This is a genomic window from Arthrobacter sp. TJ-178, from assembly GCF_058269275.1.
Window position 1 is genome coordinate 195445 of record NZ_JBZCNK010000001.1, and the last position, 15825, is coordinate 211269.

Sequence of the window (15825 nt, forward strand, 5' to 3'; positions counted from 1 at the left end):
TCACGGCAAATCCGGTAACGTTGGTCTACATGCAGAAACTCCTGGTGACCGGCGGCGCCGGCTTTATTGGCTCCAACTTTGTTCACTACGCCCTTGAGCGCACTGACTATTCCATCACCGTGCTGGACAAACTCACCTACGCGGGCAACCGCGAATCGCTGGCGGGGCTTCCCGAAGACCGCTTCACCCTGGTTGAAGGCGATATCTGCGACGCCGCCCTGGTGGACCGCCTGGTCGCGGAGACGGACGTCGTGGTCCATTACGCAGCGGAATCCCACAACGACAACTCCCTGCATGACCCGCGTCCGTTCCTGGACACGAACATCATCGGCACTTACACGCTGATCGAAGCGGCCCGCAAGCACGGCACCCGCTTCCACCACATCTCCACCGACGAGGTCTACGGCGACCTGGAACTGGATGACCCGGCACGGTTCACCGAGTCCACCCCGTACAACCCGTCCAGCCCGTACTCCTCCACCAAGGCCGGTTCGGACCTGTTGGTGCGCGCCTGGGTGCGGTCCTTCGGCCTGAAAGCCACCATCAGCAACTGCTCCAACAACTACGGCCCGTACCAGCACGTGGAAAAGTTCATTCCCCGCCAGATCACCAACGTGATCGACGGCGTCCGGCCCAAGCTCTACGGCGCCGGCGAGAACGTCCGTGACTGGATCCACGCCAACGACCACTCCTCGGCCGTGCTGCGCATCATTGAAAAGGGCGAGATCGGCCAGACCTACCTGATCGGTGCCGACGGGGAAAAGAACAACAAGGAAGTTGTTGAACTGATCCTCAAGCACATGGGCCAGCCCGCGGACGCCTATGACCAGGTCATTGACCGGCCCGGACATGACATGCGCTACGCCATTGACTCCACCCGGCTGCGCACGGAACTGGGCTGGGAGCCGGAGTTCTCCAACTTTGACCAGGGCATCGAGGACACCATCGCCTGGTACCGCGCGAACGAGGCCTGGTGGCGGCCGCAGAAGGACCGCACGGAAGCCAAGTACAAGGAACAGGGCCAGTAACGCCATGGCCCCGGAATTCTCCAAGCCCCTTGCTGCCCGCCCGACGCCCATCCCCGGCGTCGTGCTTTATGACCTCCCCGTCCACGGCGACAACCGCGGCTGGTTCAAAGAGAACTGGCAGCGCGAGAAGATGCTTGCCCTGGGCCTGCCGGACTTCGGCCCGGTGCAGAACAACATCTCCTTCAACGAGAGCGCCGGCACCACCCGCGGCATCCATGCCGAGCCGTGGGACAAGTACATTTCGGTGGCCACCGGCCGCATCTTCGGTGCCTGGGTGGACCTGCGCGAAGGCCCGTCCTTCGGTGCCGTGTTCACCGCCGAACTGGATCCCAGCCAGGCCATCTTCATTCCCCGCGGCGTGGGCAACGCCTTCCAGACCCTGGAAGACAACACTGCGTACACGTACCTGGTCAATGACCACTGGAGCGCCGATGCGCAGGGACAGTACACGTTCCTGAACCTGGCCGACGAGACCGCTGCCATTGACTGGCCGATTCCCCTGGACCGGGCCGAGCTCTCGGACAAGGACAGGGCCCATCCGCGGCTGGCCGACGTAGTGCCCATGGCGCCGAAGAAAATCCTCGTGCTGGGTGCCGACGGCCAGCTGGGCAGGGCGCTGCGCGCCGCATACGACGGCGAAGCGAACGTGGAGTTCGCCACCCGCGCAGACCTGGACCTGACGGACCCCGCAGCTCTGGCCGGACGGAACTGGAAGAACTACTCCACGATCATCAACGCCGCCGCCTATACGGCAGTGGACGACGCCGAGTCCCCCGCCGGCAGGGCCGCCGCGTGGGCCATTAACGTCAGCGCAGTGGCTAACCTGGCCCGCACCGCGGCCGAACACCGGATCACCCTGGTCCACGTCTCCTCGGACTACGTCTTTGACGGCACCGCCGCCGAGCATCCCGAGGACGAACCCTTCTCGCCGCTGGGCGTCTACGGGCAGACCAAGGCCGCCGGCGATGCGGTGGTTGCCGCGGTTCCGGCCCACTACATCGTGCGCACCTCCTGGGTCATCGGTGAGGGCAACAACTTTGTCCGGACCATGGCGTCGCTGGCAGGGCGCGGCGTTCAACCCGCAGTGGTGGATGACCAGATCGGCCGGCTGACCTTCACCGAAGACATCGCGGCGGGTATCCGGCATCTGCTCGAATCCCGGGCACCCTACGGAACGTACAACCTGACCAACGACGGCGAACCCGCCTCATGGGCGGACATAGCGCGCCGGGTCTACGAACTCTCCGGACGCCCGGCGGACGCTGTCACCGGCGTCAGCACGGAGCAGTATTTTGCCGGCAAGGCGGCTGCCCCTCGGCCGCAGAACAGCATGCTGCCGCTGGACAAGATCAAAGCCGCGGGCTTTGCCCCGGCCAACGCCGCGGACCGGCTGGCCGCCTATTTGGCGGGCTCCGCCACTGCCGGCAAAAGTTCCGCCGCACGCGGTATGGGATAATGGCACGGTGAGCACCACATGGATTGTTATCCCGATGTACAACGAAGCGACAGTTGTCGGCTCTGTCATTCAGGACCTTCGGCGGGTGTTCCCCAACGTTGTTTGCGTGGACGACGGCAGCCGTGACGGCTCCCAGGCAGTGGCCCGCGCGGCCGGTGCAGTGGTGGTGCAGCACCCCATAAACCTGGGCCAGGGCGCCGCACTGCAGACCGGCATGGAGTACGCTCTCCAGGATCCCAACATGACGAGCATTGTCACGTTCGACGCGGACGGGCAGCACCGGGTGGTTGATGCCGTTGACATGGTTGCCCGCATCAACTCGGGCGAAGCCGAGGCAGTCCTGGGGTCGAGGTTCCTGGATGACCGGACCAAGCTCTCGCCGCAGAAACGCCTTGTCCTGAAGACAGCTGCCATTCAGTCCCGGATGGCAACCGGCATGAACCTGACGGATGCCCACAACGGGTTGAGGGCACTTAACCGCGACGTCGTCTCGAAACTTCACCTGACGCAGAACCGGATGGCCCACGCCTCCGAACTGGTCAACCAGCTGGCAACCATCCGGCCCCGCTGGGTGGAGCACCCGGTCGAGATCATCTATACCGACTACTCCAAGTCCAAGGGCCAGTCGCTGCTCAACTCCGTGAACATTTTGGCCGAACTCTTCCTTAGGTGACCTAATTGCTACTCATCGTCCAGATTGCGCTCGTTTTCGCCGTCATCCTGGTTTCCCTGGTCCTGATGCGCGGCGGCGTAAACGCCAAGCACCTGGCGGTACGCCGCATCATGCTGATGATCTTCGCCGTGGCGGCTGCACTGTCCATCTTCTTCCCGGATGTGCTGACCCGGTTTGCGGGGTTCCTCGGGATCGGGCGCGGCACCGACCTGGTGCTGTACGCGACCATCGTCAGCTTTTTCGTGTTCATGGCCACGACATACCAGCGTTTCCGCAACATGGAAACGTCCATCACCTCGCTGTCCCGGCGCATTGCCCTGGATGAAGCGCCCAAGCCGTGGCTGGCCAAGCACACCCCGGATGACCAGAGCACCGACGGTCTCCAGCAGTAGTCTTCCCCCGCTTCGCGCCTGCACACGCCGGCGGGGGCAAGGGCGGATACAAAAAAGTGGAGCGGACCCCTGACGGGTCCGCTCCACTTTTTTCTTGGGGAAAGACTAGCCGACCACGTGCTTTGCCAGCTTGGGGATGTAGCCAAACTTGCCGCCGACGGCGGAGCGGGCAATCAACGCGGCCGCGTTGAGGCGGGAGGTGGCGTGCAGCCGCGCTGCGCGGGCCGCCCGGGTCCAGCCGATCTGCTCAAAGCGGGTGGCCTCACCCTCGAAGAAGCGACGCTCCTCGTCAAAGCGCCGGCCGTCGAAGGCCCGGACGGACGAATCCGAGCCGGAATGACGGCGGTAGAGGAACGCCAGCTCCGGGGTCAGCACCAGGGAACCGCTGGCGGCAGCAATGTCCAGCAACAGCGCGAGGTCCTGGACGACGTCGAATTCTGTACGGAAACCGATTCGCTTGATGGTCTCGGACTTCCAGGCGATGGACGGGAAATAATGCCAGCCGGCCCGCAGCAGGCTCGTCGCCAGGTCTTCTCCGCCCAGGATGCGCCGCTCGTTGCCCCGGGGAAGGGCAACCCGCTTCACCCGGTCACCCAACGGGGCCGTGACCCGGCTCAGTTCGTCAATGACCTGAACGCCCGGCTGGACAGCGTCTGCCTGCGGGAACTCGGCAAAGGACTCCACCACGGAGGTGAGGTAGTTGGGGAGCATAATGTCATCCGCTCCCATCATGACCGCAATGGGCGCCTCAATGAGGTCAACGGCCTTGCGGTAGTTGCCGTTGGCTCCGAGGTTCTTCTCGTTGCGCTGGTAACTGACGCGGGGGTCCTCGATTTCCGCGAACCAGCGTGCGGGTTCCGGATCGGGATAGCCGTCGTCGATGACAACCAGGCGCCAGTCCTGGTGCTGCTGGCCCATAACGCTTCGGGCGGCTTGCTTCATCAGTTCCACGTCCCCGTAGTACGGGAACATAACATCTACGGCAGTCACGGGTTGCTTCTTTCACTTCTTTGCGACGGCAGGCATAGCCGACGGACGGCGCCGCAATCAGTGGGCGACCAGAGGGAGGGGATCAACCTCCACTATAGGGAGGGCATGCCGCTAAGTCGAAACAGGCCAGCCGGTATGCTGGATCCGGCACTCCAGCCCATACCAAAGACCCACCAGGATAAGAATGAACACCAGCGTCCACCCTTCCTCCCCCAGCCGCGGCCAGGTCAGTGTCTGCATGGCCAGCTACAACGGGTCCGCGCATATAGCGGAGCAGATCGCGTCAATCCTGCCGCAGCTGCAGGCCGGAGACGAGCTGGTGATTGTGGACGACGCGTCCACGGATAACACCGTTGACACAGTTGAAGCCATCGGTGATCCGCGTATCCGGCTCATCCGCTCCGCCGTGAACCGGGGCTATGTGAAGACCTTCGAAGCAGCCCTGACTGCGAGCACCGGCGAGTTTGTTTTCCTTTCGGACCAGGACGATGTGTGGCTTCCCGGCCGCGTTGATGCCATGGTTGCGGCACTTGGGCAGGCCGACGTCGTTGCCAGCAACTTCGGTTACTTCGGGCAGGCACCGCGCCGGATTGAGTCGATCCGGCTGCGCAGTTCGGACAGTTCCCGGCGGTGGGCCAATCTGCTGGCGCTGTGGATCGGAGTGCGCCCCTACTACGGCTGCGCCATGGCGTTCCGCGGCTCGGCCCGGAACCTGATCCTGCCGTTCCCCTCGTTCCTGGTGGAGACCCATGACCAGTGGATTGCCCTCGCCGGCAACCTCAAGGGATCCATGGTGCATTTGGAGCAGAACACGCTGAACCGCCGCCTGCACGAGAACAACACCACACCCAAAAAGGCCCGCAGCCTATCGCAGATCCTGCGGGCGAGGATCATGCTGGCGCGGGCCTTCTTTGTGGCTTTGAAGCGGATTCAGCGCGGGAAATCGGCTGCCGCAGGGTCCTAAGGCGGTTTACTTCTTCCGGGGCGTCACGAGCGCGGCGTCCCGGGCGCTGATCCGGCCCATCCGGCCGGTCAGGGCATCACGGACACCGAGCACAATGGCGGCGACCTGACGGGCACGGTGCGGCCCGTACACCACGCGCACACCGTAGAACACCACCTCGAGGCCGATCCGGCGCAGGACCCACACCGGCTGTTTGGTCAGGTAGCGCTTGTACATCACCAATCCGTTGCGGGTGATGTAGTAGACGCGGAAGGGCGCATGGGAGTGGACAAAGCGTTTCTGCCCGCCCACCGTGACGTGCCAGGTGCCCAGACGCATGGGCCGGGCCTCTCCGACAGCGTGGGTGATGTTGCATCCGGGCGCCACAATGGCCTTGAGCCCGAGGTCCCGGATGCGGGCAGTGAACTCGGAGTCCACGCAGTCGATGAACAGATCCTCCTCCAGCAGCCCGGCGGCATCGAAAGTGGCAGCCGGAATCAGGGTGCCCGACTGCATCGGATCAAAGGCCTCCGGATGCTCAACGCCTGCCTTCTGCACCATGACCGGCAGCTGGTTGTGGGACTCGGCGCAGACCATGCCCACAGGCACGCCCTGTGCCGTCGCCTTGTCGAAGGCCTCCAGTGCCAGGGCAACGTAGCCCGGGTCAAGCTCGGAGTCCTGGTCCAGGGTCAGATAGAAGTCCGGCGAGGAATCGGCCGCATAACGGATGCCTGCGTTGAGGGCGGCAGCGATTCCGCTGTTCTCCCCCTGTTTGAGGACGACGGCGCCCGCGGCTTCCAGCGCCTCGTAGACGGCGGGGTCTGCGGCGGGTGATCCGTCATCAACAACAATGACGCGTTCCACCTGGGCAGCGAGCCGCTGAACCTTTTCAACCAGGTCCGAGGGCGGGTTGAAGGCGGAAATCACCGCGGCAACGCGATGGGAATGGGTCATGCTGTACACCTTTGGTTGGAACGGGTCGGAGCTGATCGGCGGAAAGTCCGCACGGGCCTGCGCTGCTTATTTGCCCAGCTGCACGGTCCCGGACCGCAGCTGGCCGGGCCAGATGGTCCGCGGGGTGCGTGCGAGCCCCTCATACAGCCCCTTGGCGGCGCAGCGCAGCCACAGGGAGCGGTCCTGGGCCTGCACGCCCTGCCGCAGCGCGAGGACGGCCATTCCCGCTCCCCACCGGACCGGGTTTTGCAGCAGGGTCCGCGGCGCCGGGTCCAGGCGCCGGAGCCACAGGTTGTTGCGGAGGTAGTAGAACAGCCGTCCGGCCATGTCCGCCTGGTTTTGCTTCTCCGGATGGAGGATGCGGCTGTCCGGAAGAACCATCCCGTACGCACCGCGGTTCAGCCGCCGCGTGTATTCGGCATCATCAAACCAGATGAAGAAGTCGGCATAGGGCAGCGGCATTCCGGCGGCGGCCTTGAGGTCGATCAGCACGCCGACAAAACTGGCGCTGTTCACGGCAATGCCGCCGAGGGAATGCGCCTTCAACTGGCGGACCGGGTCCGTGGAGAGGTCGGGCAGGTGTCCGTTGTTCGGCTCCCCCTGGGGGTTGACCACCAGCGACGTAACGAATCCCGGACGTTCGGGTGCATTTTCCATGGCCTCGGCCAACGGCCGCAGGCTGCCGGGAAGCGGTTCGGCGTCGTCGTCCATGAGCCAGGCCGCATCATGTCCGGCTGCTATCGCATGCTCAATGCCCCAGGCGAAGCCCCCGGCACCGCCCAGGTTGGCGCCTGTCTCAAAGACCGTGACGTCAGGGAACTCGTCACGCACCATGGCAACACTGCCGTCGGTGGAACCGTTGTCAACGAGCATAATCTCGTCCGGTTTCCGGTCCTGGGACGCAAGCGCCGAAAGACACTTGCGGAGCAGGTCCACGCGGTTATACGAGACAACAACTGCTGCTACAGACAAAGAGTTCCCATCTTCGGAGGATGCCCCCGCCAGGCGCCGGAAGGCATACTGAGAGCGGGCTGCGCTACCACGATGATATCAACCCGAACATGGCCCTGAGTTAGAATCTTGGACGGGACCAAGCACCGGAATCGATCCGCCGCTTACCGTCGCCCCTGTTACGGAGGACATTCTTGGGTCAGCGCACGATTCTGCCGCACCTCCGCCGATTGGGGGCCTTCGGCGCTTCCGTGGTGATCACCACCGTGGTGGGAGTCCTGGCCATACCTGTGGTAATCGCCAACACCGGTGACAAAACCTGGGGTGTCATAGCTCTCGGACAGTCCACGGCCCTGCTCTTCGGCGTCTTGGTCTCCTTCGGCTGGGGCACCACCGGACCGGCCATGGTGGCTGGCATGCCGGCCGAACGGCGGCCTCAAATGTACATGGATTCACTCGTCAGCCGCCTGTACCTGTTCTGCGCGGCGGCGCCGGTGGCTGCGCTGGTTGTCTGGCTGATTGCCCATTATGACAAGCCGGTGGCTGTGCTCGCCTGCATGGCCTACCTGCTTCCCTTCCTGGGGGCGTCCTGGTTTTTCGTTGGAGATGCCCGTCCCGGACGGCTGCTGTTTTTTGACACGCTTCCCGTCACGCTGGGAACGGTGTTTGGGCTGATCGGCCTCACTGTCACGGGCAACGTCTATGTCTATCTGTGGATCCAGCTGGCTCTGAACCTTGCCGCGGTAGTGGTGAGCGGGGTGCTGATCCGGACGCGGTCAGCCGTGGCCCCATCCTTCAACTTCAACCTCCGCAGTGCGGCCCGCCGCCTGCAGGGCCAGCGGCACGCCGTCGTCACAGCCGCCACGTCCAGCCTGTACGTGAGTACGCCGCTAATGGTGGTGGCCGCAATTCTGCCGGGTTCCTTGTCGCTGTACGCGATGTCCGAGAAGTTCTTTAAGTACGGACTGACTGCGGTGGGACCGGTGGTCCAGGTGCTCCAAGGGTCCATCGCCAGTCCGGATAAGGCACGCCAGAATGCCCGCGTTCTCCTGGCCGCCAAGCTGGCCCCGTTCGCCGCAGCGCTCGGGGCCGTAGTGATGGCGCTGTGCATCCCCTGGGCCAGCCGTCTGCTCTCACAGGGGGAAATCCAGGTTGGCTTCGACCTCAGCGTGCCCATGGGAGTGGTCTTTGGCGCCGTCGCGGTCTCGCAGGTTGTGGGGCTCGCCTGCCTGATCCCCATCGGGGAAGGAAAGGCCCTGGCGGCCTCCACCGTGCTGGGTGCCGCCATCGGCATTCCGCTGATCTGTGCGGGCGCTCTGACGGTGGGAGTTTCTGCTGTTGCCTGGGCCGTGGCAGTGTCGGAGCTGGCAGTTGCCGTCTACCAGCTCCGCGTCGTCTTCAGCCACTTCCGGCGGGCTGCCAGGAACGCCGAGGTCGCAGCCTCCTGAGCCCGGCCGTCCGGACAGACCGCTTGGCGGTTTGCTCCGGCCTTAGCCGCAGGCCGTGATCCGGTAGAGCTTCGCGTCACCCTCGCTGTCGACGAGCTCCACCACCCCGCTGGATTCGAGGTCTTCCAGGCCCGGGTAGGGGTGGGTGCGGCCGTGGACTTCCTGGTCGCCGAAGTCCAGGACGTAGTCAACCTGCTCTGCTTCGACGGCGGGGCACACCTCAGGATCCGTCAGGGCATTGCGCAGGTTCGAGTAGATTTCGACTTCCTCGGGAGCCAGAGCGGCGATGGTGTGAAGCTGCATCGGCTCAAAGCCGGCAAGTGCGTAGACCAATGAACTCCCGGTCCACGGATTTCCGACCAGCCGGGCACCTTCCTCAATCTCGTCGTCCAGCCGCTCCATCAGCTCGTACTCATCCTGTGACACGAGGGGCGATTCCTCGCTGAGACGGTAATTGCCCGCGGCGGACCGGGCCTCGGCGCGGAGGTTTTCCGACTGCGTGGCCGCGGTGGCTACAAGCATCAGCACCACCACTGCAGCAGCAGTGGCGCCGCGCATCATGTCCGCGCGCAAGCCGCGGGCAGCCATCCGCTCCATGGCGGGGCGCCACAGCGCCTTGTTCAGGCCTTCGATGATGAGTGTGCCGCCCAGGGCTGCCACGGGGAGAATCACGACCGGAAGGAGTGCAGCCAGCCGGTTCGTGTCCGTGTACCACCCGCCGGTGATGAGGTCACGGAAATCCCCGTCCGGCGCACCGGTGGCCACGACGTAGAGGAATCCGCCGACGGCGTAGATCCCCGCGGTCCACCAGGGAGCCCGGCGAAGAATCAATGCGGCGAATCCAAACAGCGTGAGCACGAAGACGCCCCAGGAGACTGCAGTGCGCAGCGGGGCACTGGCCAGAACCTCACCCATGGCCTGTGCCTGGGTCTGGTACGGCAGCCAGATCAGCGTGTCATCCTCCGGCCGGACTGCATTCCACAGCATCACCACGCCGACGGCGTACAGCACGAAGACCAGGATGTAGAGCCATGCCCGCACGGCCCGCGACTGGGAGTACTCGATCCCGACCCGGCGGATGACAGCGGCCAGGACCAGAGGAACCGAGAAGGCGGTAACGGCCAGGAAGGCACTCGGATGCCCCAGGCCCAGGCCGGGAAGCAGGGCGATCAGAAGAAGCCAGGCCAGGGGAAGGGAAATATTGCGCCGGGCCAGTCCAAGGACGCTGAGCAGAACCCCCAGCACGGCAGGAATCAGGCTGACCCCGAGGAAGTTGGGGTAGAGGACTCCGAAGTTCACCAGCAGCAGCGGGAACGCGCCGAATGCACCGGACAGGACCCCTGCGATTAGCGTGGGCACGGCTTTCCGGCCGGCGATCTGCTGAACCAGGAAGATGCAGCCAAGCGGCCACACCAACGCGCCGATCACAAGGTTAACGGAGTTGACGCTGACCGGGATGGACGTGGAGGCGAGGGAATTGACGAGGGAAACAATCCCGTGCCAGCCCGAGGGATAGAAACCGATGCCGGTCATCCCGCCAAGGCTGAACGACGACGCGGAGCCGGTTTCCGCGATATAGCGGATCGCGTTGAGGTGGAAGATGTTGTCGAAAGTCTGCGAGATGTTCTCGGGTGCACCGAAGGCAAAGAGCAGGCGCCGCCCAATCAGGGCTGCAGCGCCCACCACGGCAACAGCCTCCACCACGTGGATTGTCGGATCGGTTGCCGTCGTCAAGATGTCCCGATCATGCCGCCTGCCCCACCAAAGCCGCAGTACCGCCGCCACAGCCGTGGCCAGCACCGTGAGCAGGGCAACCGGAACCAGGGACCAGCCCACCCCTGCCACATCGGCCACCACGGCCGCTACCGAGATCAGCGAGACGGACAGGACCGGTGATATGGCCAGGGCTGCCAGCCACCGGAGACGGAATCCGGCGAAGGCCAGCAGCGCTCCCGGCGCCATGATGACGCCTATCGCGGTGAGTATCTGTGGCGTGACGGAAATCCAGGTCACGGTCTTCCTTCCGGTGCTGTGGTCCACACCGCACGTTGCAGCGGGTAAGTCATATGGTGTCTGTAAGCGGGCGAGAAAGCCTACGAATCGCCGCGCATCCTGCCAACCACGTCGGTAACTGATGCGTCCATGACAATCTGGCCGTGCTCCAGCAGGACACCCCGCTCGCAGATCCGTGACACCAGATCCAGGTCATGGCTCACCACCACGAGTGTCTTGCCCTCGCCGGCCAGTTCCTTGATCTTGTCGATGCACTTCTTTTGGAAGGGCTCGTCGCCGACGGCCAGGATTTCATCCACCAGGAAGATGTCCGGGTCCGTGTGGACCGCAACAGAGAAGGCGAGGCGCAGGTACATGCCGGAGGAGTAGAACTTGACCTCGGTGTCGATGAACTGGCCAATTTCCGAAAATTCAACGATCGAGTCGAACTTCTCGTCGATTTCCTGTTCCGTCATCCCGAGGATGGCGCCGTTGAGGTAGACGTTGTCGCGGCCGCTGAGATCGTGGTGGAAACCCGCCCCCACCTCAATCAGTCCGGCCACGCGTCCGCGTGTCCCCACGGTTCCGCTGTCGGGGCGCATGACGCCGGAGATGTGCTTGAGGAGGGTGGACTTGCCGGACCCGTTCAGGCCCAGCAGTGCCACGGTCTCTCCCTGCTCGACGTCGAGGGACACGCCTTTGAGGGCATGGAACTTCTCGGACAAATCTCCCTTGCGGCCCTTGATCAGCCACACGAAGGCTTCCTTCATGGAACGGGTGTGCCGCAGGACAAACTGCTTGTTGACGTTATGTACTTCGATGGCGTTTGCCATGGTTCTACAGCTCCTGCGCGAAACGGCCTTCAAGGCGATGGAAGACGAGCTGGCCAAGCAGCAGCACAGCCGCCGAAATGGCCAGGGCAATAGGTATCCACACGGACAGCAGGTGCGGCGGAATCGCTTCGGCACCGTCAGTGGTGGGCAGCCAGAACGCGAAATGGAAGGTCTCCACGCCCACGGTGATGGGATTGAGCTGGTAGAGGTGGAAATACGTCTCCCCCAGCTTGTCCTGCACCATTTTCCAGGAGTACAGCACCGGCGACGCCCAGGTGGCGATCATCAACAGCATGTCCACCAGATTCTCGGCGTCACGGAAGTAGACGTTCACCGCACCGAAAAGCAGGCCGAGCCCCGTGGCGAGGAGCGCCACGATAATGAAACCGGCCACCGCGGCAGACAGCTGCAGCAGCGACGGCCGCCAGCCGTTGAACAGACAGGCCACCACCAGGATGAGCATCTGGGGCACGAAGTGCACGGCGGAAACCCAGACAGACGCCACCGGGAAGAGCTGGCGGGGCAGATAGATCTTCTTGATCAGCCCGCCGTTTCCCACAATGGATCTCGACGCATTGCCCAGTGCTTCGGTGAAGAAGTTGATCAGGACGATGCCGGAGAACAGATAAATGGCGTAGTTGGGCAGCCCGCCCGGATTTCGGGGGCTCTGCTCCAGGTTCAGGAAAACACCAAGCGCTACGTAGAAGACCACGAACTGCACGCCGGGCTTCACATAGGACCACAGCAGGCCCAGAACGGATCCGCGGTAGCGGACCTTCAGCTCCTTGGAAACGAGCAGCTTGAGCAGGAAGCGGGACCGGACGATGTCCGCCAGTCCCGCTCCCCGCCCCGGAGTTTCGAGTGCGCCGGTGGACAAGCTTATTTACTCTCTTCCGAGTGTTCGGCGAAGGTCTTCTTCCACGCCTCGAAGGATGTGATTTCCGGAAGTGCCTCGCGGTACTGGTCGCTGAGTTTCTGCCAGTTCTTGAGGATTTCCGCGTTCAGCTTCACGGCCTCGGCCAGCAGGACGCGCAGCTGCTTGGGATCGCGCTTGTACCAGGACGCGCCGGTTCCCTCGGCGTTGGACACCACGGCGCTGTCGTACTGGGACATCCGCCACCACTTGTTGTCCTGGTGGGCAATGTAGGCCTGCGGATGCTCCAGGCTCGAGGCCGGCACCTTCTTGGTCAGCTGGCGGATAACCGTCTTCGCAGCCCACGGGATCAGGGTGGTGTAGGACGGTGCGGAGAAACCCTGGCCATGACGCGGCGGCTTGTGCATCACCGGGGCCGGGAAGGCCTCCGGTTCCGGCTGAATCTGCGAGTCACTGAACTTCTTGGTCAGGGCACGGATTTCCGGCAGCTTCGTCGGAAGGATCTCATGCAGGTGCTCCGGGCCCTTCAGCAGGTCCCGCAGAGCCATGACACGGCCCTGCGCGGTGAAGTACTGCATGGAGATCAGGTGCTTGAGGTCGATGTATCCGGTCTCGCGGACCACACGGCCGCCGTGTTCGTACGGGCTGTGGATCAGCGCGGCAATCATGCGGTTGCGGGTGTGGAAGTACGCCTGCCAGCCCACCAGGTCATCCTTGTCGATCCAGGACACATGCCAGACCGCTGAGCCGGGCATCGATACCGTGGGGTATCCGGCACTCTTGGCACGCAAGCCGTATTCGGCGTCGTCCCACTTGATGAAGACCGGAAGGGAGAGGCCGATGTCACGGATCACCTTGGTGGGAATCAGGCACATCCACCAGCCGTTGTAGTCCACGTCCACCCGGCGGTGGAGCCACGGCGTGTGCCGCAGGTTGGAGCGCACAAAGTCGTGTCCCAGCGTCATCTGGTCATGCGGCTGGTCGGGCTGGAACCGGTACGGGTTCACCGTTTCGCCAAAGGTGTGCAGGACGGTGCGGTTGTACAGGTCAAACATGTGGCCGCCCACAATGGTGGGGGTCTTGCAGCGGTCGGCGAAGGTCAGGAGGCGGGAGATGCTCTCCGGCTCCATCACGACGTCGTCGTCCAGGAGCAGGACGTAGTCGCTTCCGTTCTCAACGGCCTCGTACATGCCGCGTGCGAAACCGCCGGATCCGCCCAGGTTGGCCTGGTTGATGATCCGCAGCTTGCCGTCCAGCATGGCTTCGACTTCAGCGAAACCCTCAGCATCGGCAACCTTCTCGGTGCCCTGGTCAACGATCAGGACTTCCTTGACGAAGGCCAGGGCCTCGGGATGCTCACCGAGGATGCGCAGGTTGTTGATGCAGAAGGAAGTCTTGTTGAGCGTGGTGATTTCCAGCGTTACGGCGCCGGGCTTCACAGGCTCTCCGGGAGCCTGCCATTCCGCTTCCTCGAGGATCAGCGGCTCGGAGCCGGCAACGAGATCGAACCAGTACCAGCCGCCGTCCCCGAAGGGCTTCAGGCTCAGTTCAAAGGTGCTGGTGGCCGGGGAATCCACGCGCTGGGTCTGAACATGCTGGAGCGAGCCGCGGGCGTTGGACTTGTAGACGCTGACGGCGCCGGTGCCCGTGGTGCGCACGCTGAGGCGTACGGTGTCCAAATTGGTCCAACGGCGCCAGTAGCTGGCCGGGAAGGCATTGAAGTACGTGCCGAAGGAAACGCGCTCGCCCGGGCGGACCGAGGTGGACCGCCGTGAGAGGAAGTCTTCAGCGTGTGCTTCCTTCCCCGGCATTGCAGCTGACGGCGACTGGGGGTTCGTGTGCGCATCACCGTTCATGGTGGACAGCTGCACGCCCGTAGCGCTGCCGGTGTCCATGTACAGGGGGATGGTGTCCAGCTGATCCGTGGACGGCAGTACTACCCGCTGCAGCGGTGACCAGACCTGGTCCGGTTCATTCACCTTCGGTGTCCGCTTTGCGGCTGCGTCACTCACGCGTCTACTCCTCCGCTTTGAAGTTTCGCCCCGCCGGTGAAGTGAGGCTTGATCTTATTGTCATACATCGACAACGCGGATCCGATCGCCATGTGCATGTCCAAGTACTTGTAGGTGCCGAGGCGGCCGCCGAACAGCACATCCTTTTCGCCCTTGGCCAGGTCACGGTAGGCCAGCAGCTTGGCACGGTCCTCCGCAGTGTTGACCGGGTAGTACGGCTCGTCACCCTTCTGCGCGAAACGGGAGTATTCGCGCATGATGACCGTGGCGTCCTTGGTGTAGTCCCGTTCCGGATGGAAATGGCGGAACTCATGGATGCGGGTGAAGGGAACATCTTCATCCGGGTAGTTCATGACGGACGTGCCCTGGAAGTCTTCGATGGGCAGGACCTCTTCCTCGAGGTCGATGGTTCGCCAGGAGAGGTCGCCTTCGGCATAGTCGAAGTAACGGTCGACTGCACCGGTGTAAATGACCGGAACCTGTCCCACGGTATTGTCACGGGAGAACTCGTGGCCGTCGTCGAAGAAGTCCGTCTTCAGGTGCACCTGGATGTTCGGGTGGTCGGCCATGCGCTCGATCCACGCCGTGTAGCCGTCTTTCGGCAGGCCCTCGTGCGTGTCGTTGAAGTACCGGTTGTCGTAGTTGTAGCGCACGGGCAGGCGGCTGATGATCTCGGCCGGCAGGTCCTTGGGATCGGTCTGCCACTGCTTGCCGGTGTAGTGCTTGATGAACGCCTCATACAGGGGCCGGCCAATCAGCTGGATTCCCTTGTCATTGAGGTTGGCCGGATCTGTGCCTGCCAGCTCGCCGGCCTGTTCCTGGATCAGCGCGCGTGCTTCAGCCGGCCCCATGGACGAGCGGAAGAACTGGTTGATGGTGCCGAGGTTGATCGGCATGGAGTACACCTCGCCCTTATGGCTGGTGTAGACCTTGTGCACGTAGTTGGTGAACTCGGTGAAACGGTTGACGTACTCCCACACACGCTCATTCGAGGTGTGGAAAAGGTGGGCGCCGTAACGGTGCACTTCAATGCCGGTCTGGACTTCGTTCTCACTGTAGGCGTTGCCGCCGATGTGGTGGCGACGGTCCAGCACTGCGACTTTGAGGCCCAGTTCCCGGGCAGCCCGCTCGGCTACGGTAAGGCCGAAAAAGCCCGACCCTACGACGACGAGGTCAACGTTCACTTGTTTCTCCTGTTTGTTTCGGTGCGGCCTATCCGGGCACGGACCCGACGGTCTAGGTTATCCGACAATCGAAGCACGGGCACTTTTACGGGCCC

General features: G+C 63.5%; 14 protein-coding genes. 6 read left to right on the forward strand and 8 right to left on the reverse strand.

The features are described 5' to 3' along the window. The first annotated feature begins 29 nt into the window (after positions 1-29). The 4 genes from rfbB to AC4D2Q_RS00930 are packed head-to-tail and all read left to right on the forward strand — an operon-like array spanning position 30 to position 3549. Complete coding sequence (gene rfbB / locus AC4D2Q_RS00915) at positions 30-1028, forward strand: dTDP-glucose 4,6-dehydratase (protein ID WP_490944278.1); 999 nt, start codon at positions 30-32, stop codon at positions 1026-1028. A gap of 4 nt (positions 1029-1032) precedes the next feature. After that, positions 1033-2484 carry a sugar nucleotide-binding protein gene (locus AC4D2Q_RS00920; protein ID WP_490944279.1) on the forward strand — a complete coding sequence of 484 codons (1452 nt, stop codon included), beginning with the start codon at positions 1033-1035 and terminating at the stop codon, positions 2482-2484. Between the two features lie 7 nt (positions 2485-2491). Then, positions 2492-3157, forward strand: a complete 666-nt coding sequence (locus AC4D2Q_RS00925; protein WP_490926638.1) for a glycosyltransferase family 2 protein — start codon at positions 2492-2494, stop codon at positions 3155-3157. Positions 3158-3162: 5 nt separating this feature from the next. Continuing rightward, the gene (locus AC4D2Q_RS00930; RefSeq protein ID WP_490944282.1) at positions 3163-3549 is read left to right on the forward strand and encodes a DUF2304 domain-containing protein; all 387 of its coding nucleotides are present in this window, start codon (positions 3163-3165) and stop codon (positions 3547-3549) included. Positions 3550-3654: 105 nt separating this feature from the next. Here AC4D2Q_RS00930 and AC4D2Q_RS00935 read toward each other — a convergent pair whose 3' ends face one another. Next, entirely contained in the window at positions 3655-4539 is an 885-nt protein-coding gene (locus tag AC4D2Q_RS00935) for a glycosyltransferase family 2 protein (protein ID WP_490944284.1), read from the reverse strand. A gap of 184 nt (positions 4540-4723) precedes the next feature. Here AC4D2Q_RS00935 and AC4D2Q_RS00940 point away from each other — a divergent pair, with 184 nt between their 5' ends. Next, positions 4724-5503 carry a glycosyltransferase gene (locus tag AC4D2Q_RS00940; RefSeq protein ID WP_490944286.1) on the forward strand — a complete coding sequence of 260 codons (780 nt, stop codon included), beginning with the start codon at positions 4724-4726 and terminating at the stop codon, positions 5501-5503. Between the two features lie 6 nt (positions 5504-5509). On the opposite strand, the gene AC4D2Q_RS00945 is transcribed toward AC4D2Q_RS00940, so the two are convergent. Beyond that, positions 5510-6436 (reverse strand): glycosyltransferase, encoded by a 927-nt coding sequence (locus AC4D2Q_RS00945; protein ID WP_490926634.1) that lies wholly within the window; start codon positions 6434-6436, stop codon positions 5510-5512. 66 nt (positions 6437-6502) lie between these two features. Next, a complete protein-coding gene (locus AC4D2Q_RS00950) occupies positions 6503-7408 on the reverse strand; it encodes a glycosyltransferase family 2 protein (protein WP_490944288.1) in 906 nt (301 codons plus the stop codon). A 173-nt stretch (positions 7409-7581) separates the two neighbouring features. Between AC4D2Q_RS00950 and AC4D2Q_RS00955 the strand changes: the two genes are divergently transcribed. Beyond that, on the forward strand, positions 7582-8835 hold the full coding sequence (locus AC4D2Q_RS00955) for a polysaccharide biosynthesis protein (RefSeq protein ID WP_490944291.1): 1254 nt from the start codon (positions 7582-7584) through the stop codon (positions 8833-8835). A gap of 42 nt (positions 8836-8877) precedes the next feature. Here the strand turns inward: AC4D2Q_RS00955 and AC4D2Q_RS00960 are convergent, their stop codons facing one another. The 5 genes from AC4D2Q_RS00960 to glf all read right to left on the reverse strand — a co-directional run bounded on the left by AC4D2Q_RS00960 (position 8878) and on the right by glf (position 15730). Then, a complete protein-coding gene (locus AC4D2Q_RS00960; RefSeq protein ID WP_490944293.1) occupies positions 8878-10848 on the reverse strand; it encodes a DUF6541 family protein in 1971 nt (656 codons plus the stop codon). Between the two features lie 80 nt (positions 10849-10928). Next, positions 10929-11660 (reverse strand): ABC transporter ATP-binding protein, encoded by a 732-nt coding sequence (locus tag AC4D2Q_RS00965; protein WP_400931540.1) that lies wholly within the window; start codon positions 11658-11660, stop codon positions 10929-10931. Between the two features lie 4 nt (positions 11661-11664). Then, entirely contained in the window at positions 11665-12537 is an 873-nt protein-coding gene (locus AC4D2Q_RS00970) for an ABC transporter permease (protein ID WP_490926629.1), read from the reverse strand. A gap of 2 nt (positions 12538-12539) precedes the next feature. Next, entirely contained in the window at positions 12540-14546 is a 2007-nt protein-coding gene (locus AC4D2Q_RS00975) for a glycosyltransferase (RefSeq protein ID WP_490944294.1), read from the reverse strand. Next, on the reverse strand, positions 14543-15730 hold the full coding sequence (gene glf / locus AC4D2Q_RS00980) for a UDP-galactopyranose mutase (protein WP_400931534.1): 1188 nt from the start codon (positions 15728-15730) through the stop codon (positions 14543-14545). Before glf ends, AC4D2Q_RS00975 begins: the two co-directional genes overlap by 4 nt. Between the last annotated feature and the right edge of the window lie 95 nt (positions 15731-15825).